The following is a 19,135-nucleotide window of genomic DNA, read 5'->3' on the forward strand; positions in this document are numbered from 1 at the left end:
GCAACCATGAGCGACATCACGGGCAACCGCCCCGAAGATTCCACCCCCCGCACGCCGGTCGACGCTACGCCCGAGTCGACAGCGCCCGAGACTTCCACACCCGAGACCACGGAGCCGGAGGTGACCGCGTCCGAGCCGACGCCGGAGCCTTCGCAGCCCAGCATCCCGGCGGCCCCGCCTCTTCCCGAGCGGGTCGCCCCGGCGGCCACCCAGCCGCCCGCGTCCGCCCCCGCCCAGCCCGGTGCGCCCGCTCAGCCCGGCGCATCCGCCCAGCCCGGTGCGCCCGCTCAGCCCGGCGCGGCCGCCTGGCAGGCCCCGCAGGGTGGACGCCCGGCAGGATCGCCGGCGGGCTATCCCCCTTACCCGCAGCAGGCACCGCCCTACGGTCACCCGCGCGCGCAGTCCTACGCGGGCCAGCCCACGGCGGGTCCGCAGAATGCGTCGGCCTTCGGTGCGGCGGCCGGACGGCCGGATGCCAACCAGACCCGGCCGACCACGCCGCTGAGTCCGGGCTCGGCAGGCACGCCGCGTAGCGACGCCGAACCGAAGAAGAAGTCCGGTGCCGGCAAGGTCGTCGGCATCCTGGTCGCTGCCGCGATCGTCGGCGGTGTCGCGGGCCTGGGCGGCTCCTATGCCGGCGTCAACCTGTTCACGCCGGCGGCCACGAGCTCGCAGGCCGGCCCGGCCACTGTGACGGTGAACAACCCCGACGAGGTCACGCAGACCACGGCGATCGCCGCGAAGGTGCTTCCCAGCGTGGTCACCATTCAGGCAGCCGGCACGAACGGTGCCGGCACCGGGTCCGGTGTCATCCTGACCCGTGACGGCTACGTGGTCACCAACACCCACGTTGTGACACTCGACGGCGCGTCCGCCGACGCGACCATCCGCGTGAGCACCTCCGATGGCCGCGTGTTCAACGCCGAGGTGGTGGGCACCGACCCCACGTACGACCTCGCTGTCATCAAACTCGAGGGCGCCGAAGACCTCACACCCATCGAGTTCGCGGATTCGTCCAAGCTCAACGTCGGCGACGAGACCATCGCCGTCGGCGCTCCGCTGGGGCTTGAGAACACGGTGACCACGGGCATCGTGAGCGCGCTGAATCGTTCGATCCAGATCGCCTCCTCGGCTGCTCCGGACTCGAGCGACACCCCGGACTCCGAGGACGGTCAGGCGCCGGACTCCGAGGAGGCACCGCCGTTCTTCTTCGACTTCGGACAGGGCCAGGACCCGACGCAGCTTCCGACCGAGTCCATCTCGATCGCCGTCATCCAGACGGACGCCGCGATCAACCCCGGCAACTCCGGCGGAGCTCTCGTGGATGCCGAGGGCAAGCTCATCGGCATCAACGTCGCGATCGCGACCGCAGGCGGCGCGAGCGGTGCGTCCGGCTCGATCGGGGTCGGTTTCTCGATCCCCTCGAACATCGTCAAGCGTGTGACGGACGAGATCATCGAGGACGGGGCGGCGACGCACGGTCTGCTGGGCGCGAGCGTTCGCGACGCCTCAGCGGTCGAGGACGCCACGATCACCGGGGCGTACATCGCCGAGGTCGTCGAGGGCGGCGCCGCCCAGGCGGCGGGGCTCGCAGAGGGTGACGTGGTCACGGAGTTCAACGGGGTGCCCATCACGAACGCCACCGACCTGACCGCCCAGGTCCGCGCCGCTGCCGCGGGCAGCGACGCGTCCCTGTCCTTCGTGCGTGACGGCCGGACCCGGACGCTCGATGTGACGCTGGGCGAGTTGCAGCCGTAACACCGGTCAGAGTCCGAGACGCCACCCCGCGATAGAGTCGCGGGGTGGCGTCTTTCTCGTTCGGCGCGGGAAACGCGCGGAAGATCGCGAGCATCCCGCTCTACGTGCTCGGCCGCCTCGTCACGCTTCTGATTCCGCGTCGCCGGGGTACCTGGGTGTTCGGCTGCGCGGTCGGCATCGCAGACGGTGCCCTTGCGCTGTGGGACGAGGTCGCCGCGCATGGGCATCCCGCGGTCTGGCTCGTCGGCTCGGCTCAGCAGGAGAGGGATGCCGCCATTCGCGGCATCCCGTACGCGCGCAAGCAGTCGCTGCGCGGGTTCTGGCTCACCGCACGCGCGGGGATCGTCGTGGTCACGCACGGCTTCGGAGACGTGAACCGCTACGCGGTCCCCGGTGCGGTCATCGTGCAGCTCTGGCACGGCATCCCGCTCAAACGGATCGGCTTGGACTCGCCCGAGACCGTGCGCAGCGGCATCCTTCCGCGATCCCGCCTGCTGCCCGTGCTGATCGGTGCGATGTACCGCGCGGCCACTCGTCGCATAGACGTGCTGCCGGCCGCCTCCCACCTCGTCCGCGGACGCCTCGAGTCGGCCTTCGCACTGCCGGACGCGCATGTCCCGGTCACCGGCGAACCGCGAGTGGATGTCCTCTCGCGCGGCACTGCGGACACGCGCCGCTCCGCTGCCCGGGCGGCGATCGGCGCGGCGACGGGGACGCTGGATCCTGGCGCGCGGCTGATCCTGTACGCGCCGACGTGGCGTGACGGTGCCCCCGACCCGGCGGTGCCCTCCGCGGAGGAATGGCGGGCGATCGTCGCGGTGCTGAACCGTCACGACGCCGTCCTGCTGGTGCGATCGCATCCACTCGGGGCCGGCCACTATGCCCCGCCCGCCGCGACCGAGCGGGTGCGCAGCCTCGGCAGCGACCTCGTCGCCGACGTCACCCCTCTTCTGTCCGGCCTGGACGCGCTGGTCACCGACTACTCGTCGCTCGTGTTCGATGCGGCGCTCGTGCCGCTCCCGGTCCTCTTCCTGGCGCCGGACGTCGAGGCGTACGCGCGCACCCGCGGCTTCTACGGGTCGTACGCGGATGTCGCGGGCGAGGACTGGGCGGTGAACTGGCCGCAGGCCGCGGCGCAGCTGGACGCGTTGCTGGGCGAGCAGTCCGTCCGCGACCAGAGCATCGCGCGGTCTGCGCGACTGAGCCGTCGCGTGCACGCCTTCCGCGACGGAGAGAACACGCGCAGGGTGTACCGTGCGATCCTGGCGAGGGTACGCGCAGATGCGCGGATCGACGGCGCCGTGAACGACGAGGGGACATAGATGACCGACGCCCGCTTCTCCACCGATGCAGGAGCGACACTGATCGTCTCCGGTGCCGGCCCACGTCCGGAATCGGTCGAACTGGTCGGGCCCCGCGCCCGGGTCGTGGGATCGATGACCGGTCGCGGCAAGACCTGGCGCGCGGTGCTTCCACTGCGTTCCTCGCGGTGGGGCGGCGGGCAGCTTCCGCTGCCGGTGGGCAGCTACGACTTGCGCATCGCTGTCGCGGATGGCGATGAGCTCGAGCTGCCGGCATCCCTCCCCCTGACTCAGCTCGGAACGCTGCGCGCCGCGCTGGAGGGCAGCACACTCACGATCGGGCCGCCGATCGACCCCGCATACGACTCCGGCGACGGGCAGGCGGCGCTGGAGCGCCGATACGCGACACGACCCACTGCCCTGGAGAACGCCGTCTTCTTCGAGAGCTTCTACGGGCGAAACGCCAGCGACAACCCGCTCGCCATCGATCGCGAAATCGCCCGCCGTGCGCCGGAAGTGACCCGCTATTGGAGCGTCGTGGACCTTTCCGTGCAGGTCCCGGAGGGGGCCATCCCGGTGGTGGACGGAAGCCCCGACTGGTGGCGGGCCCGTGGCTCGTCCCGGCTGCTCGTGGTCAACGATTGGCTGCGGCGCACCTTCTCCCGCCGGGCCGGGCAGGTCGTGGTGCAGACCTGGCACGGCACTCCGCTCAAGCGCCTGGCCCTGCATCGCCCCGGATTCGATCTGCGCAGGATGGCCGCCGTCTTCAAGGAGTCGCGGCGCTGGAACGTGCTGCTCGCGCAGAACCCCTACGCGGCCCGCGTCCTGGGCAAGGCGTACGCCTTCCTGACGCGACCGATCTGGGTGGAGGGCTATCCCCGCAACGACGTTCTCGTCAACGGCGACAACGGTGCGACCAGGGAGGCCCTGGGCATCCGCCCGGACGAGCGCGTGCTGCTGTACGCCCCGACCTGGCGCGACGACCGCACCGAGATCGTCGACTTCATCGACCCCGCCGCACTGGCGGCGGCCACCGACTCGGTCGTGCTCGTGCGCGGTCACTCCCGGACGCTGCTGGCCGGACGGGATGCCGCGGGCCCCCGCGTCCTGGATGTCACCGGGTTTCCCGACACCGCCCGACTGCTGCTGGCCGCGGACGCCCTGATCACGGACTACTCGTCGGTGATGTTCGATTTCAGCGTGACCGGCAAGCCGATGTACTTCCTCGTTCCGGACATCGCGCACTATCGGGGCGAGCTGCGAGGGTTCTATTTCGACCTGGCCTCCCACGCGCCGGGGCCCGTGGTGCAGACCCAGGAGGAGCTGGTCCTCGCGCTGCGCGATGGGGACCCCGCGGATTTCGCGGTGAAGTACGCGCAATGGCGAGACAGGTTCAATCCCCGCGACGACGGACATGCTGCCGAGCGCGTGGTCGACCGGATCATCGACCAGCGCTTCATCGAGGCCGCGGGGACCTGACTCACGCGCGGATGAGGACCTTCAGCGCCTCGGTCTCCGCCGCGCGGGAGAAGACGTCGTAGGCCTCGTCCATCTGGTCGAGCCGGAACTCGTGGGTGACGAACGCCGCCGACGGGAGCTTGTGCTGCTCGACGAGCTTGAGCAGCGTCGGGGTGGTGTCGGTGTTCACCAGCCCCATCGTGATGGCGATGTTGGCGATCCACAGGCGATCGATCGGCAGCTCCACCGGCTTGCCGTGCACCCCGACGTTCGCGACGACACCGCCCGGCCGGATGATCTCCAGCGCGGCCTCGAACGTGGCCGGAATCCCGACCGCCTCGATGGCGACATCCACCCCCAACCCGTCGGTGAGCGCCAGCACCTGCTCTTTCCAGTCCGCATCGGAGGAGAGCACGCCGTCGGTCGCGCCGAACCGCTTCGCCTGCTCGATGCGGTTCGAATCCAGATCGAGGGCGATGACCCGCGACGGTCCGTACAGCCCCGCCGTGGCGATCGTGGCCAGCCCGACCGGACCGGCGCCGATCACGGCGACGACATCGCCGGCGGCGACCCGGCCGGCCTGCACGCCGATCTCGTGTCCGGTGGGCAGGATGTCCGAGAGCAGGATCGCCTCGGCATCCGTCACAGTGTCCGGAACCTTGTGCAGCGAGGTGTCCGCGAACGGTATGCGCACGTACTCGGCCTGTGTGCCGTCGATCAGGTGCCCGAGGATCCAGCCGATTCCCGATTGGCCTTCGGGCGCCAGGCAGTGCGAATACAGCTGCCTGCGGCAGTAGGAGCAATGGCCGCACGCGGACACGCACGAGATGATGACGCGGTCGCCCACGCTCAGCCCGCCCACCGCGGTGCCGACCTCGGTGATCGTGCCGACGCCCTCGTGGCCGAGGATGCGCCCTTCGACGACGGCGGGGACATCCCCCTTGAGGATGTGCAGATCGGTCCCGCAGATGGTGGTCGCCTCGATTATCACGATCGCATCGGTCGCGTGGATGATCTCCGGGTCGGGGACCTCTGTCCACGCCTTCTTGCCTGCTCCTTGGTATACGAGGGCTTTCACTTCGGGGCCTCCTGACCTGGCTGAGGGCCTATGTTTGCTCAGCGCTCCACCGAGCGGTAGAGCACAAAGGCGGTCGGCGTGTCGACAGGTCAGGGCAGCGGGGTGTTGCGGTCGCCCAGTCGCGACGTATCGACGGTGTCGTGCGCACCCCGCACGACGCCGACGAGGAATCCCGTGCCCCACGCGAGATGCATGCTGGGCAGCACGGCCAGGGTCCACAGCTTGTCGCGCCAGCCGGAGCCGCCGCCGCGACCGAGCGCCATGGCGAGGACCAGCAGTGCATACGCCAGCACCGGCAGGTAGACGGCCGACGCGGCAACGGCCCACCATCCGGTGACCACGCCGGTGAGCTGCAGGAGCCCGACGACCACACTGAGTACCAGCGCGATGACGAGAGCCGGCGGGGCGAAGAACCGCAGCGAGTTGCCGCGGCCGTAGCGGCGGACGAGCTCTCCCCGCCACCGCCCCGTCGCGGAGAACTGCCGCACGAGTCGGGTCCAGCTTTCGCGGGGCCAGTAGGTGACCGAGAGCGCGGGATCGAACCACACCCGGTAACCGGCGCGGCGGATGCGCAGGTTCAGCTCCCAGTCCTCGCCTCGCCGAATGCTCTCGTCGAAGAGCCCGACCTCGTCCAGCACGTCCCGGCGCATGACGCCGAGATAGGCGGACTCGGCCTCGCCCTCGGAGGTGCCGCCGTGGTACGCCCCGCCACCGAGGCCGATCGGGGAGTTGTATGCGCGCGCGACGGCGCGCTGGAATGGCGTCCGGCCGTCTGCCTTCATCACGCCGCCGACATTGGCCGCGCCGACGCGGTCGAGAGTCTCCAGGGCGCGCGTGGTGTACCCCGGCTCCAGTTCGGAGTGCGCGTCGACCCGCACGATCGTCGGATACCGGGCGGCGCGAATGGCGCGGTTCAGTCCGATCGGGATGTCGGCATCGGGGTTGTCGACCAGCACGATGCGTTCATCGGCGGCGAGTTCCCGGGCCAGCTCGGTGGTGCCGTCCGTCGAAGGGGCAAGCGCCAGGATCAGCTCGGTGGGACCACCGACGTCCTGCGCGAGCACGGTCTCGACGGCGCGGCGCAGGTAGACCCTCTCGTTCAGCACCGGCATGACGAAGCTCACTCCGGCGCCTTCGGCGACGACCGGCGCATCCTTGCGTCCGGGTTGGTCGACATGCACCCGTCGATCATGCCACGCGGCCCCGCCGGTATCCTGAGGGCGTGGGTCTTGTGACGGATGCGAAGAAGGCGGCAGCTCTGCTGCGCAAGGCGGTCGTCAGCCGCGGCGCCGTCCGTGAGGTCCGGCAGGCGATCGAGCGGATGCCGCCGCACGTGCCGAATCGCTATCGCGTCGCGGTGTACTTCGCGGACGGTGCGGTCAACATGTACCAGCTGCGGCAGTGGTACAAGCCGCTCGCGGAGCTGAGCAAGACGTGGCCGGTGGTCGTGATGAGCCGCGTTGCGACCGGCGCTCGCGCGCTCCTGGCCGACGGTGCGCTTCCGGTCGCCTTCGTTCCCACGGTCCGCGATGTGGAGAACTTCATCTCGGATCAGGACATCCGCGTTGTGCTCTACGTCAACCAGAACACGCGAAACTTTCAGATGTTCCGGTACGGGCGGCGCTGGCACGTGTTCATCAACCACGGCGAGTCCGACAAGATGTACATGACCACGAACCAGTACAAGGCGTATGACTACGCATTCATCGCGGGGGAGGCCGCTCGGGAGCGGCTCGGCCGGGTGCTGTGGGACTACGACCTGGACCGGCGGACCATCCAGATCGGGCGCCCGCAGGCGGACCACTACTCCGGTCTGCTGCCGTACACACCGGATGAGCGCGTCGTGGTCCTGTACGCCCCCACCTGGGAGGGCGACCGTCCGTCCGCGCACTACGGCTCGATCCTCACGCACGGCGAGACGCTGATCACCGCGCTGCTCGCCACCGGCCGCCACCGCGTCATCTATCGCCCCCATCCGCGCTCCGGCGTCGTCAACCCTGAGTACGGCGCGGCGAACCGCCGCATCATCGCCGCGCTCGAGTCAGCCAACGCCGCGGACAGCATCGCGAACCACGTCTTCGACGACGGTCCCGACCTCGGCTGGCAGCTGGCCGCGGCCGACGTCGCCATCGTCGACATCTCGGCGATGGTCTACGACCGACTCGCCGCAGACCGGCCGCTGATGGTCACTCGGCCGGTCGACCCGGAGGCCGTCATCGACATGCACGGCTACCTGTCGGCCTGTGAATGGCTCGCGGCGTCGGATGCCGCTGCCATCGTCGCGGAAACGGACCGCGTTCTGGAGGACGCCGATGCCGTCGCGCGGTTGGAGCAGTGGGTGACCTTCTACTTCGGCGACACCCGCCCCGGAGCGGCGACGCAGCGGTTCCACGCAGCGGTGGGGCAGCTGATGGCTGCCTGGGAGACGTGGCACGCGCGGGGAGCTGCCGACCAGGACGAAGACGACGAGTCCGAGTCGGACGAGGCGGACCTGGACGACTGATCTTCAGGCGGGCGCTCACTCCGGCGTCGGTTCGGGGGCTTCCCGCTCAGCGGTGTCGGCGGCCGGCGGCCCCGGCTCCGCCACGGGGACGACCACCGGGATGACGATGGACTGCACTGCCGGCCCCAGCACGCGCAGCGGATCGGTGTACCCGGTCGCGGGGTCCAGCGAGTCGACTGCCTGGACCGGCTCGAGCGGCTCAGAGGGAAGCCCGGCCCACTCGGCGGGCTCTTCGGGACGCGGCGTGAACAGACCCATGCCTCCATTGTGCGCGCGTCTGCGTGCGCGGGTCGTGGTGTCAGACGAGGAATCGCCACACGTACTCGATTCCCGTTTCCGGGCGGAACCAGCTCAGCGTCACGACCACATCGTCCGGGTCGTGATCGCACAGGCACAGCTCGATCGTCTCGCCGGGAAGCATCTGCCCCCAGAGCTCGGTCTCGGGCGCGAACGCGCTGCTGTCCACGAAGACCCGGACGAAATCCAGGGGAGTGTTGCCGGCGTTCGTGATCAGGGGATGCGTGTCATAGACGTGGTCGACGTGCCACGGCACAGGGTATGCAGACGGGAACTCTTCGGGATCGACGACTCTCAGCATGTCGGGAACGCTAGAAGCGGCGTCCGACGACGGGCCGTCGATTCTGCCCGATCAGACCGCTGATGTGCGCGGACGGAGATCACCCGGCGCTGGGGAGGAGCGGTGGGTCTCAGCCCTCGGCGTGACCGTCGTCGATCGAACGGTCGGATGCCGCGGCACCGTGTTCCTCGATCGCCTTCCGCCGGCGTGGGGTGACCGCACCACCGACTTTGCGTCCGGCGCTGCCCACCGCCGAGACGCCGCGGGTCACCCCCTCAGCGATCGCTCCCCCGGCGCGACGGATGCCGCGAGTAGCGGCGTGCTCCAGCCGCAGCGTGTCCGGTCCGGGCTCCAGGTCGACCGGAAGCTCGACCGGCGGCAGTCCGAACGCGCGGCGCGACCCGATCAGCACTCGCCGGCCGAGGATGTGATTGCCGGCGCCGCCGACCGCCGCGCCGATGCCGAACGGCAACGCCTTTCCCAGGAAGGATGCGCCGCCGCGCGCGGCGAAGGAGCGCACGAAAGCGGTCTTCAGACGGTCGACGAGGGGACCGACCGCGGCCCGCGGAAGGGTCTTGGTGACCAGCTCGCCCCAGTAGCGGTCGCGGCCGGGGCCTTTGCCCGTGACCTGACCGGCCAGCTGCGCGACCAGATCCACGCCCTCCTTGCCCAGCATGAGGGCCAGGACGAGCGCTCGCGCGCGGTCGGGGTCCGCTACGGGGATCCCGTGCACCTCGGCCACCGATTGCGCGAACAGGGTCGTCGCTTCGAGGAACCCGACGGTTTCGACTCCGCTCAGCGCGAGCGTCACGCCGGTGCCGATCCCGGGCACGACGGCCGTGGCGCCGACGGCCGCGCCTCCCGTGGTCACGGCGGCGAGATAGCGACGTTCCAGAATGCGGACGATCTCGCTGGTCGTGGCCTGGGGATGACGCAGGCGGATGCTGCGCAGGTGCGCCACGACAACCGGTCGCTGGATCGCCAGCACGCGGTCCAGCATGCGGACGATCAACGGATGCTCGTCCGAACCGGCGGGCGGAAGTCCTCCCGTCCACGGAGCGTCTTCCGGGAGGGAGTGGATTCGGTGCACCTTTTCGGCCATCGGGCCGATCTTACGCGTGCACCACCGAGCGAAGCCTGGGCTTGACAAGCAGAGCGGGCTCAGACGAAGAGGTTGGCGCGTTCCAGATCTTCGGCGAAGTCGACCTCGACGGCGTACAGATCAGAGATGTCCATCGGCTCCAGCAGGACGCGGTCCTCGACGATCGCCAGTTCGAGGCCACGCTCGAAGTAATCCTGGTCGTCCACGCGGGACAGCTGGCGGATGAATGCCTGCTTGTCGGTGCTGGAGATGTAGTTGATCCCGACGGCCTCGCCGATGCCGCCCTGGACGGTCTTGGACAGCTCGTTGATGAAACCTTCGGCGGTGACGGTGTACTTGACCTCTTCGTCACTGACCTTCGAGGTGTTGACCGCGACGAAGGACTGATCGCGCTCGATCAGCTCGATCGCCCGCCCCAGCACCCGAGGATCGAAGACGACGTCGCCGTTCATCCAGAGCACGCCGCCCTTGCCGCTCTTGGTGAGGGCGCGCAGCAGGCTCTTGGAGGTGTTGGTCTGGTCGTAACGGTCGTTGTAGACGTAGTCGACGCGGGGGAAGGCCTCCACGATCGCCTCCGCCTTGTATCCCACGACGGTGGTGATGCGCGCGTCGGTGCCGAAGGCGGCGCGGATGTTCTCATGCTGCTGCTGCATGATGCTGCGTCCGTCGCTGAGCTCGGTCAGGGGTTTGGGCAGGCTGCGGCCTAGCCGCGAGCCCATTCCGGCTGCGAGAATCACGGTCTGAAGGGTCAAAAGTCTGCTCCTGGGGATGAGTGTCTTCACTGTCGGTTCACCGACGCGACACTCCCTTGTGCCAAAATTCATGGTAGCGATGACACCTGGGAACCGGCATGAAGGGCCCTCGCCGTTGCAGACTTGTGACAAAAAGACGCTCGCCCGGTCAGGGGCACGCGTTGCCGCCGCGTCGGGACCGCTTGGTAGGTTGTATCGGTGACAGCCCCGCTGCCTCTGCCGCAAGACGCCCATCCGAACCTCTCGGATGGCGAACCCGGTGGCGCGCGCGGCCAGGTCAGAAAGCTTCCGCCCAAACCCGACGTGCCCGCCGATGTCGCGGCGGCGCAGGCCCAACCCCGGCCCACCCCGAAACGACCATCGGGTAGGACCACGGCCAAGAAGGCACCGCGCAGGAAACCGACTCCCGCCCCGGGACCGCCGCCGCCGCTGCCGCAGGATCTGTTGCTGCCGCCGGATCTGCCGCTGCCGCCGGATCTGCCGCCGCCGCCGGATCTGCCGCTGCCGCCGGATCTGCCGCCGCCGCCGGATTTCATCGTCCCGCCGCGTCCTCCGCTCCCGCCCCCGACCACACCGGATGAGGCTGAGCTCGAAGCGCCGGAGCGTGCCGGGGCGCCGGAGTCCGTTGCCGAGACGGCCGAGCCCGCGGAGGCGGTCGCCGAGCCAGCAGTCGCCGTGCCGCCCGGAACGACGCCCGAGCCCGTGGCTCAGACGGCCGAGCCTGCGGTGGCTGTGCCGCCCGAAACAACGACCGAGCCCGAGCCCGAGCCCGTGGCTGAGGCGATTGCGGCTGCGGTGGCTGCGCCGGCGGAGACGACCGAGTCCCTGGCCGACACGACGACCGAGTCCCTGGCCGACACGACGACCGAGTCCCTGGCCGACACGACGACCGAGTCCCTGGCCGAGGCGACGGCCGAGCCCGCGGTGGCTCCGCCGGCCGGACCCGGTGGGCCGGGTACGGATGAGCCGTCCGGGCTGCCTGCCGAGGTGCCGCCCGCGGATGCCGACGCGACGATCGTCGTGGCCCTGGACCGGGCACACGTCCGCCCGCCGACCATCGCCGCGCCGGACGCGCCGGTGACGGCAGCCGTGGATGCGGGCACCGCTGCGCTGGTGGTCAAGGGGATCACCAAGAGCTTCGGCGATACCCGTGCCGTGGACGGCATCGATCTGACCGTTCCCGCCGGAATCTTCTACGGGCTGGTCGGACCGAACGGCGCCGGCAAGACCACCACGCTGTCGATGATCGCCGGACTGCTGCGCGCTGACCGCGGGAGCATCCTCGTGAACGGAATCGACGCGGCATCCGACCCGATCGGCGCGAAGCGGCAGATGGGGGTGCTGCCCGATCGGCTGCGCACGTTCGACCGTCTCACCGGGCGGCAGCTGCTGCATTACTACGGGCTGCTGCGCGGACTGCCGTCAGCCGTCGTCGAGAGCAGAACAGCCGACCTGGCGCGTGCCTTCGACCTGTCCGGCGCCCTCGGTCGTGCCGTCTCGGACTATTCGGCGGGAATGGTCAAGAAGGTGATGCTCGCGGGCGCCCTGATCCACTCTCCGCGGGTCCTGGTCCTGGATGAGCCGTTCGAGTCGGTGGATCCGGTCTCCAGCGCGATCATCCTCGACATCCTCTCCGCTTACGTCGCACACGGCGGAACGGTCATCCTCTCCAGCCATGGGATGGAGCTGGTCGAGCGAGTCTGCGGCCGACTGGCGGTCATCGTCGCCGGCCAGGTGCTGGCCGAGGGGACCGTGGACGAGGTGCGCGGCGAGCTCACGCTCGAACAGCGCTTCATCGAGCTCGCGGGCGGTCTGAGCGACGTGGAGGGCCTGGAGTGGCTGCACACGTTCTCCGACTGAGGATCGCTCTTCTGCTGGGTGCCCTGCGCGGCGACTCCGCGCACGTGACCCGGGTGCTGCTGGGACTGCTGCTGCTGGCGATGTCCGCGGTGACCGTGTGCTGGGCGATTCTCACGCTGCGGGATGCGCGCACCGAGGAGCTGCTCGCCGTCACGGTACTCGGCGGGTCCGCCGTCACACTCGGGTTCGCGCTGGCCCCCCTGATCGCCGGGGCGACGGATCCGCTGGATCCTCGCCGGTTCGTGGTCCTCGGCCTGCCCGCCGGCAGGCTGGCGGCTGTCCTCGGCGTCGCCGGGTTCCTCAGCGTGCCCACGCTCGTCCTGGTGGCCGTGGGGGTGTGCGCGGCCGTCGTGTGGGCCGAGCGCGGCGTTCCCGGGTGGGCCGCGGGCCTCGGCGTCGTGCTGGGTGTTGCCACGTGCGTGCTGCTCGCGCGGGTGTGCATGGCGCTGACGGCCCTGTTCTCACGCGGGCGGCGTTCACGTGAACTGGCCGGAGTGTTCGCCCTCGTCGTCCTGGTGGTCGCCGTGCCGGTGGCCGTGTTCCTGGGCTCGCTCGAGTGGCGCGGCCAGGTCCCGCCGCAGCTGGCGGAGGCCGTCTCGATCCTGGCGCTGACACCGCTGGGAGCGGCGTGGGCCCTGCCCGGGGCGCTCGCACAGCAGCAGACCGGCGCGGCCGGCGCGATCGTGCTCATCGCTGCGGGCACCCTTCTCACCCTCGGCTTGATCTGGTTCCTGCTTGTCAGACGACTGCTTTCCACCACGGACCGGCCGGTGAGTGTGCACGTGCGCGGCGGGCTGGGCTGGTTCGCCGTCGCTCCCCGAACCGCCGGCGGAGCGATCGCCGCGCGAAGCCTGATCTATTGGCTGCGCGACCTCCGCTACGTCGTGAACATCGCCGTCATCCCGGTCGCGGCGGTCCTGACCACGGTCCCGCTGCTGATCGCGGGTGTCCCTCCGCAGATCGTGGCGCTGGTACCGGTCCCCATCATCGCGCTGTTCCTCGGCTGGTTCCCGCACAATGACGTCGCCTACGACTCCACGGCGATCTGGATGCACATCGCGAGCGGCATCCGCGGAGTATCCGATCGGGTGGGGCGGCTGGTCCCCGTGCTGCTGATCGGCATCCCCCTGCTGGCGATCGGCGTCCCGATCGCCGTCGCCCTGAACGGTCGCTGGGCTCTGCTGCCGGCGATGGCCGGCGTCTGTGCCGCTCTGTTCCTGACCGGCCTGGGACTGTCGAGCATCTCCTCGGTCGCCGCGCCGTACGCGGTCTCACGGCCCGGAGAGAGCCCGTTCCAGCAACCCCAGCGGGTGGGCGCGGGCGGCGCCATCGCGCAGGCGGTGGTCATGCTGGGCGGAGTCGTACTCAGCGCCCCGGCGCTGTGGTGGGCATGGCTGGCGCTGAACGGCGACCCGGAGGCGGCGACGCTCGCGTTGTGGGGCGGCCTGGCGATCGGAGCGGTCGTGCTGATCGTCGGCATCGCGATCGGATCCGCTGTCTTCCGGCAGCGCGGCGGCCGGCTCATGGAGTTCGCGGAATCCGTGTGAGAACACCCCCCGCCGGGACGGCCGGCGCCTCGCCCGGCCCCTCGCGTTCTGTCAGCGCGATACACTGACTGACCATGAGCACCCCCCTCGACACCCCGGATCAGGGTGGCACCGCGACCCTAGATCGAGAACTCGAAGAGCTCATCCGGGAAGAGAACCTGGAACCCGGCGATCACGAGCGCTTCTCGCATTATGTGAAGAAGGAGAAGATCCTCGAATCGGCGATCACGGGCAAGCCGGTCCGCGCGCTGTGCGGCAAGAAGTGGACGCCCGGACGTGATCCGGAGAAGTTCCCGGTGTGCCCGACGTGCAAGGAGATCTACGAGTCGCTCGTCGGCTGATCGCCGGTCCTGTTCCCCCCGCGGGGCAGCTCACGAGCCGGCGTCGACGAAGACGGTCCGGATCGCCGGATCCGACCGGCTCAGCGCGAGCCCCCGCATCGGAAGCTCGTGCCGTGCGCGGACGTGATGCGCACGCGCGGCTTCGACGCCGGGGTGGCCCTGGTACGCGGCATCCGGTTCCCCCTCCACCATGAGCTGAACCTGCAGCGGCCGCGCTCCGGGGTGGTCGGCCGCCGTGTCGACCTGCTCGAACCCGTCCGAGACCGCCACGACCTCGGCGGTCGCGACACCGTCCTGCAGTGCGCGGAACGCCGCCTTGCGGCCGCCCATCGAGCTCTTGTCGGCCGAGGACTTCGCCACCGCGACCCACGACCCGTCGGATGCCTGCCGGGCGACGAGCTTGTAGACCATGCCGGCGGTCGGCGTGCCCGAGCCGGTGACCACGGAGGTGCCCACTCCGTACGAGTCGACCGGGGATGCCGCCAGCGCGGCGATCGCGAATTCGTCCAGGTCGCTGGTGACGGTGATCTTCGTGGCTGTGGCCCCGAGCTGATCGAGATGCGCCCGGACCTGAGCGGCGACGGTGGGAAGGTCACCCGAGTCGATCCGCACGCCGCCGAGGCCGGTGCCGGCGACCCGCACGGCGGCCGCCACGCCCTGCCGGATGTCGTAGGTGTCGATCAGCAGGGTGGTGTCCACGCCGAGAGCCTCGATCTGAGAGCGGAAGGCGTCCTCCTCGCTGTCGTGCAGGAGCGTCCAGGCATGTGCGGCGGTGCCCATCGTCGGGATGCCCCAGCGCCGGCCGGCCTCCAGGTTGCTGGTTGCGCCGAACCCGGTGATGTACGCGGCGCGAGCCGCGGCGATCGCGGATTCCTCGCCGGCGCGACGGGAGCCCATCTCCGACAGAGGACGCTCCCCGGCGGCGATGCTCATCCGCGCGGCGGCGGTCGCGATGGCAGAGTCGTGGTTCAGCACGCTCAGTGCGAGCGTCTCCAGCACGACCGCCTCGGCGAACGTGCCCTCGATGGTGAGGATGGGGGAGCCGGGGAAGTACAGCTCGCCTTCCCGGTAGCCCGTGATCGAACCGCGGAAGCGGAAGCCGGCGAGGAATTCGAGCGTCGCGGCATCCACCACCCGTTCGTCGCGGAGGAATCGCAGCTCGTCGTCGCCGAAGCGAAAATCCTGGATCAGCGAGAGCAGGCGACCGGTGCCGGCCACGACACCGAACCGCCGTCCCGCAGACAGGCGCCTGCCGAACAGCTCGAAGACGCAGCGTCGCTGCGCGGTGCCGTCGCGGAGTGCCGCGTCGAGCATCGTCAACTCGTACCGGTCGGTGTGCAGGGCAGTGCTCCGCGGGAAGGGCGCGCTCATGCGCTCAGCCTACTGAGACCGGAACCGGCGCATTCGCCGGTTCCGCGGCGTTCTGGGCGATCGCGACCGCGCGGACGAGGTCGCGCCGACTGCAGCGCGGGTAGGCTGGGCTCTCGTGAACGACGCGCCGATCGGCATCTTCGACTCCGGGGTCGGCGGACTCACCGTGGCGCGGGCGATCTCCGCCCAGCTGCCACGCGAGTCGCTGCTGTACATCGGAGACACCGCCCGCTCGCCATACGGGCCGAAGCCGATCGCCGACGTGCGACGCTATTCGCTGGAGATCCTCGACACGCTGGTCGAACAGGGCGTGAAGATGCTCGTGATCGCCTGCAACACCGCGTCCGCAGCGATGCTCCGCGACGCGCGCGAGCGCTACGACGTACCGGTGGTCGAGGTCATCGGCCCCGCTGTCCGCACCGCGATGTCCACGACCCGCAACGGCCGCATCGGCGTCATCGGCACCGCCGGCACCATCAGTTCGGGCGCCTATCAGGACATGCTCGAAGTCAACGAGCGCCTCACCGTCTTCGCGGAGGCGTGCCCTCGCTTCGTGGAGTTCGTTGAGGCGGGCATCACCGACTCGCCCGAGGTGCTCGCGGTGGCTGAGGAGTACCTGGCGCCGCTGCGGCACGCCGGCGTCGACACGCTCGTCCTCGGGTGCACGCACTACCCCTTTCTGGAGGGCGCCATCAGCTACGTCATGGGACCGGACGTGTCCCTGGTCTCCAGCGACACTGAGACCGCGAAGGACGTCTACCGCCAGCTCGTGAGCCGGGACCTGCTCTCCGGTGCGAATGCCGCCTCCCGCCACGTGTACGAGGCCACCGGCGACTCCGCCGACGAATTCCTCAGTCTCGCCCACCGCCTGATGGGCCGCGAGATCAGCGAAGTGCAGCTGGTCCACACCGGTGCCATCGACCTGCCCGCGGGGCGCTGAGGCGCCTTGCCCCGATCCGTGTCCCGATCGTGCAGCCGACACGCCGTGTCAGCGGTGTGAGAGTGGGACACCAACAGAAGAAGAGAGACTCATGACCGACATCATCCGCGCCGACGGCCGCAGCGTCGACCAGCTGCGCCCCATCACGATCGAGCGCGGCTGGAGCAGCCACGCCGAAGGTTCGGCGCTCATCTCGTTCGGCGAGACGAAGGTGCTGTGCACCGCGTCGTTCACCAACGGCGTGCCGCGCTGGCTCACCGGCAAGGGCAAGGGATGGGTCACGGCCGAGTACGCGATGCTGCCCCGCGCCACGAACAGTCGCAACGACCGGGAGAGCGTGAAGGGCCGCATCGGCGGACGCACTCACGAGATCTCGCGGCTCATCGGCCGCGCTCTGCGCGCGGTGGTGGACACCAAGGCCCTCGGCGAGAACACGATCGTCATCGACTGCGACGTGCTGCAGGCCGACGGCGGAACCCGCACGGCCGCGATCACCGGCGCCTATGTCGCCCTGGCCGACGCGATCGAGTGGGGCCGGGCGAAGAAGTTCATCGCCCAGAAGGCGACCCCGCTCATCGACTCGGTCTCGGGGGTGTCCGTCGGGATCATCGATGGCGAGCCGATGCTGGACCTGGCCTACGTGGAGGATGTCCGCGCTGAGACCGACATGAACCTGGTGGTGACCGGCCGCGGGCTGTTCGTCGAGGTGCAGGGGACCGCCGAGGGCGCCCCGTTCGACAAGCGCGAACTCGACGCGCTCCTCGAGCTCGGCCTGGCCGGCTGCGCGGACCTCCGTGACCTGCAGGTCGCCGCGCTGGCAGCTGCCGCGGAGTAGGGACCTCGGACATGGATGCCGCACGCAGGGCGATCGTGCTGGCCACGCACAACGCGCACAAGGTCGAGGAGTTCCGTGCGATCGTCGCCGCGACCCGCCCGGACCTCGACGTGATCGGATACGACGGACCCGAGCCGGTCGAGGACGGTGTGACCTTCGCCGAGAACGCGCTGATCAAAGCCCGCGCAGCCGCCGCTCACACCGGACTGCCCGCGGTGGCGGACGACTCCGGCATCTGCGTCGAGGTCCTGGGCGGGGCTCCGGGGGTCTTCTCGGCCTACTGGGCAGGGCATGCGAAGGATGCTGCGGCCAACGTGAGCCTGCTGCTGGACCAGCTCTCCGACATCCGCGACCCGCATCGCACGGCCACCTTCGTCTCGACCATCGCACTCGTGATCCCGGGGGACGGCGGCGCCGCTGTGCACGTCGTCGAGGGACGGTGGCCCGGGCGGCTGGCAGAGTCGGCGTCCGGCGAGGGCGGCTTCGGGTACGACCCGATCTTCATTCCCGACGGGCAGCCCGAAGGGACCGAACGCACGGTCGCGGATTGGAGCGCAGAGGAGAAGAACGCGGCATCCCATCGCGCACGCGCATTCCGCGAGCTCGCACCGCTGCTGTCGTCTCTCTGAGGAGACCGGTCTAGCCCGGTCTGCACCCGCTCTGCGCCCGGTCACGGCGAGACCTGCGCAGGCACCGGGCCGGCCGCGGCGCCGGTCCGTCGCTATCGAGAACCGGACTCATTCCCGACTAGCCCGGAATCGCTCGGGTGACCGCCCGGCGGTCGTAGCCTGAGGGTATGCACGACCACGCTCCCGGCATCCGCGGCACCGGCAACCGCCGGCTGCTGGGGATCTCACTGGCCATCACCGCCGTGGTGATGGTGGTGCAGATCGTCGGCGCGGCGCTGTCGGGATCGCTGGCGCTGCTGGCGGATGCGGCGCACATGTTCACGGATGCTGCGGCGCTGGTGATCGCGCTCATCGCGAGCATCGTGGCGGCGCGTCCGGCGACGGACCGCCGGACCTTCGGATTCCAGCGCGCCGAGGTGTTCGGGGCGCTCGCGAACGGGGTGATCCTCATCGTCCTGTCGGTGTGGGTAGCCGTCGAGGGCGTCCAGCGGCTGATGAACCCGAGCGACGTGGCGGTCGCCGGCGGGCTGATGCTCGTCGTGGCTATCGTCGGCCTGGTCGCGAACGCGGTGGCGATGTGGCTGCTCAGCGCCGCGCAGCGGACGAGCATCAACGTGCGCGGAGCCTATCTGGAGGTGATGGGCGATCTGATCGGATCCGCGGCGGTGATCGTCGCGGCCATCCTCATCGTCACGACCGGGTGGATCCAAGCCGATGCGATCGCGTCGCTGTTCATCGCCGCGATGATCATCCCGCGCGCCGTGTCGCTCCTGCGTGAGGTGGTGTCGGTACTGAGCGAGTCCACTCCGAAGGGGATGCACGTCACGGAGATCCGCGACCACATCCTCGCCACGCCCGGAGTGGTGGACTGCCACGACGTGCATGTGTGGCAGCTCACCAGGGGCGCGCCGGTGTTCACGGCGCACGTCGTCGTGGACGACGAGGCGCTCGCGGACGGCCGCGCGGGCGCGATCCTGCAGCGACTGCAGTCCTGCTTGGACGAGCATTTCGACGTCGAGCACTCGACGTTCCAGCTGGAGCCCGCCGGCCACGTCGAGCACGACGCGCACGCCTGACACCCCC

18 protein-coding genes are annotated in these 19,135 nt (G+C 70.0%); 11 read left to right on the forward strand and 7 right to left on the reverse strand.

Features of this window, described 5'->3' with window-relative positions:
- Nucleotides 1-6: 6 nt before the first annotated feature.
- From NQ152_RS08235 to NQ152_RS08245, 3 genes are read left to right on the forward strand one after another with little or no spacing between them, the layout of a single operon-like run.
- Complete coding sequence (locus tag NQ152_RS08235; protein ID WP_257523632.1) at nt 7-1,758, forward strand: S1C family serine protease; 1,752 nt, start codon at nt 7-9, stop codon at nt 1,756-1,758.
- A gap of 44 nt (nt 1,759-1,802) precedes the next feature.
- A complete protein-coding gene (locus NQ152_RS08240) occupies nt 1,803-3,080 on the forward strand; it encodes a CDP-glycerol glycerophosphotransferase family protein (RefSeq protein WP_257523633.1) in 1,278 nt (425 codons plus the stop codon).
- Entirely contained in the window at nt 3,081-4,538 is a 1,458-nt protein-coding gene (locus NQ152_RS08245) for a CDP-glycerol glycerophosphotransferase family protein (protein WP_257501866.1), read from the forward strand. It begins immediately after the preceding gene.
- Between the two features lies 1 nt (nt 4,539).
- Here NQ152_RS08245 and NQ152_RS08250 read toward each other — a convergent pair whose 3' ends face one another.
- Nucleotides 4,540-5,595 carry a zinc-dependent alcohol dehydrogenase family protein gene (locus tag NQ152_RS08250; RefSeq protein WP_257501867.1) on the reverse strand — a complete coding sequence of 352 codons (1,056 nt, stop codon included), beginning with the start codon at nt 5,593-5,595 and terminating at the stop codon, nt 4,540-4,542.
- Nucleotides 5,596-5,684: 89 nt separating this feature from the next.
- The gene (locus tag NQ152_RS08255) at nt 5,685-6,707 is read right to left on the reverse strand and encodes a glycosyltransferase family 2 protein (protein ID WP_306815793.1); all 1,023 of its coding nucleotides are present in this window, start codon (nt 6,705-6,707) and stop codon (nt 5,685-5,687) included.
- Between the two features lie 110 nt (nt 6,708-6,817).
- On the opposite strand from NQ152_RS08255, the gene NQ152_RS08260 reads away from it, so the two are divergent.
- Nucleotides 6,818-8,098: a CDP-glycerol glycerophosphotransferase family protein gene (locus tag NQ152_RS08260; protein WP_257523635.1), complete on the forward strand. Its 1,281-nt coding sequence runs from the start codon at nt 6,818-6,820 to the stop codon at nt 8,096-8,098.
- Between the two features lie 15 nt (nt 8,099-8,113).
- Here NQ152_RS08260 and NQ152_RS08265 read toward each other — a convergent pair whose 3' ends face one another.
- The 4 genes from NQ152_RS08265 to NQ152_RS08280 all read right to left on the reverse strand — a co-directional run bounded on the left by NQ152_RS08265 (nt 8,114) and on the right by NQ152_RS08280 (nt 10,529).
- Nucleotides 8,114-8,356: a hypothetical protein gene (locus NQ152_RS08265; RefSeq protein WP_257523636.1), complete on the reverse strand. Its 243-nt coding sequence runs from the start codon at nt 8,354-8,356 to the stop codon at nt 8,114-8,116.
- A gap of 40 nt (nt 8,357-8,396) precedes the next feature.
- Nucleotides 8,397-8,696 carry a hypothetical protein gene (locus NQ152_RS08270; protein ID WP_257523637.1) on the reverse strand — a complete coding sequence of 100 codons (300 nt, stop codon included), beginning with the start codon at nt 8,694-8,696 and terminating at the stop codon, nt 8,397-8,399.
- Nucleotides 8,697-8,805: 109 nt separating this feature from the next.
- The gene (locus NQ152_RS08275; RefSeq protein ID WP_257501872.1) at nt 8,806-9,777 is read right to left on the reverse strand and encodes a hypothetical protein; all 972 of its coding nucleotides are present in this window, start codon (nt 9,775-9,777) and stop codon (nt 8,806-8,808) included.
- 59 nt (nt 9,778-9,836) lie between these two features.
- Nucleotides 9,837-10,529 (reverse strand): phosphocholine cytidylyltransferase family protein, encoded by a 693-nt coding sequence (locus NQ152_RS08280; protein WP_257501873.1) that lies wholly within the window; start codon nt 10,527-10,529, stop codon nt 9,837-9,839.
- Nucleotides 10,530-10,727: 198 nt separating this feature from the next.
- On the opposite strand from NQ152_RS08280, the gene NQ152_RS17070 reads away from it, so the two are divergent.
- The 3 genes from NQ152_RS17070 to NQ152_RS08295 all read left to right on the forward strand — a co-directional run bounded on the left by NQ152_RS17070 (nt 10,728) and on the right by NQ152_RS08295 (nt 14,277).
- Nucleotides 10,728-12,389 carry an ABC transporter ATP-binding protein gene (locus tag NQ152_RS17070; RefSeq protein WP_308209126.1) on the forward strand — a complete coding sequence of 554 codons (1,662 nt, stop codon included), beginning with the start codon at nt 10,728-10,730 and terminating at the stop codon, nt 12,387-12,389.
- A complete protein-coding gene (locus NQ152_RS08290; RefSeq protein WP_257523638.1) occupies nt 12,365-13,936 on the forward strand; it encodes a hypothetical protein in 1,572 nt (523 codons plus the stop codon). The genes NQ152_RS17070 and NQ152_RS08290 overlap by 25 nt, the downstream gene beginning before the upstream one ends.
- Nucleotides 13,937-14,010: 74 nt before the next feature.
- The gene (locus NQ152_RS08295; protein ID WP_257501875.1) at nt 14,011-14,277 is read left to right on the forward strand and encodes a DUF3039 domain-containing protein; all 267 of its coding nucleotides are present in this window, start codon (nt 14,011-14,013) and stop codon (nt 14,275-14,277) included.
- Nucleotides 14,278-14,307: 30 nt separating this feature from the next.
- Here the strand turns inward: NQ152_RS08295 and NQ152_RS08300 are convergent, their stop codons facing one another.
- On the reverse strand, nt 14,308-15,648 hold the full coding sequence (locus tag NQ152_RS08300) for a nicotinate phosphoribosyltransferase (protein WP_257523639.1): 1,341 nt from the start codon (nt 15,646-15,648) through the stop codon (nt 14,308-14,310).
- A 115-nt stretch (nt 15,649-15,763) separates the two neighbouring features.
- Here NQ152_RS08300 and murI point away from each other — a divergent pair, with 115 nt between their 5' ends.
- The 4 genes from murI to NQ152_RS08320 all read left to right on the forward strand — a co-directional run bounded on the left by murI (nt 15,764) and on the right by NQ152_RS08320 (nt 19,128).
- Entirely contained in the window at nt 15,764-16,588 is an 825-nt protein-coding gene (gene murI, locus NQ152_RS08305) for a glutamate racemase (RefSeq protein WP_257501877.1), read from the forward strand.
- Nucleotides 16,589-16,679: 91 nt separating this feature from the next.
- Nucleotides 16,680-17,423, forward strand: a complete 744-nt coding sequence (gene rph / locus NQ152_RS08310; protein WP_257523640.1) for a ribonuclease PH — start codon at nt 16,680-16,682, stop codon at nt 17,421-17,423.
- 11 nt (nt 17,424-17,434) lie between these two features.
- Nucleotides 17,435-18,052 (forward strand): RdgB/HAM1 family non-canonical purine NTP pyrophosphatase, encoded by a 618-nt coding sequence (gene rdgB / locus NQ152_RS08315; protein WP_257501879.1) that lies wholly within the window; start codon nt 17,435-17,437, stop codon nt 18,050-18,052.
- 167 nt (nt 18,053-18,219) lie between these two features.
- The gene (locus NQ152_RS08320) at nt 18,220-19,128 is read left to right on the forward strand and encodes a cation diffusion facilitator family transporter (protein ID WP_257501880.1); all 909 of its coding nucleotides are present in this window, start codon (nt 18,220-18,222) and stop codon (nt 19,126-19,128) included.
- Nucleotides 19,129-19,135 lie beyond the last annotated feature (7 nt).

Source organism: Microbacterium sp. zg.B48 (assembly GCF_024623505.1).
Classification (GTDB): domain Bacteria; phylum Actinomycetota; class Actinomycetes; order Actinomycetales; family Microbacteriaceae; genus Microbacterium.

Bases quoted from the DNA above. Each gene is read 5' to 3' on its own strand.
- NQ152_RS08255 (WP_306815793.1), bottom strand. From the start codon at position 6,707: ATGCCGGTGCTGAACGAGAGGGTCTACCTGCGCCGCGCCGTCGAGACC.
- NQ152_RS08320 (WP_257501880.1), top strand. From the start codon at position 18,220: ATGCACGACCACGCTCCCGGCATCCGCGGCACCGGCAACCGCCGGCTG.
- NQ152_RS08265 (WP_257523636.1), bottom strand. From the start codon at position 8,356: ATGGGTCTGTTCACGCCGCGTCCCGAAGAGCCCGCCGAGTGGGCCGGG.
- NQ152_RS08275 (WP_257501872.1), bottom strand. From the start codon at position 9,777: ATGGCCGAAAAGGTGCACCGAATCCACTCCCTCCCGGAAGACGCTCCG.
- rdgB (WP_257501879.1), top strand. From the start codon at position 17,435: ATGGATGCCGCACGCAGGGCGATCGTGCTGGCCACGCACAACGCGCAC.
- rph (WP_257523640.1), top strand. From the start codon at position 16,680: ATGACCGACATCATCCGCGCCGACGGCCGCAGCGTCGACCAGCTGCGC.
- NQ152_RS08235 (WP_257523632.1), top strand. From the start codon at position 7: ATGAGCGACATCACGGGCAACCGCCCCGAAGATTCCACCCCCCGCACG.
- NQ152_RS08295 (WP_257501875.1), top strand. From the start codon at position 14,011: ATGAGCACCCCCCTCGACACCCCGGATCAGGGTGGCACCGCGACCCTA.
- NQ152_RS08245 (WP_257501866.1), top strand. From the start codon at position 3,081: ATGACCGACGCCCGCTTCTCCACCGATGCAGGAGCGACACTGATCGTC.
- NQ152_RS08270 (WP_257523637.1), bottom strand. From the start codon at position 8,696: ATGCTGAGAGTCGTCGATCCCGAAGAGTTCCCGTCTGCATACCCTGTG.
- NQ152_RS08300 (WP_257523639.1), bottom strand. From the start codon at position 15,648: ATGAGCGCGCCCTTCCCGCGGAGCACTGCCCTGCACACCGACCGGTAC.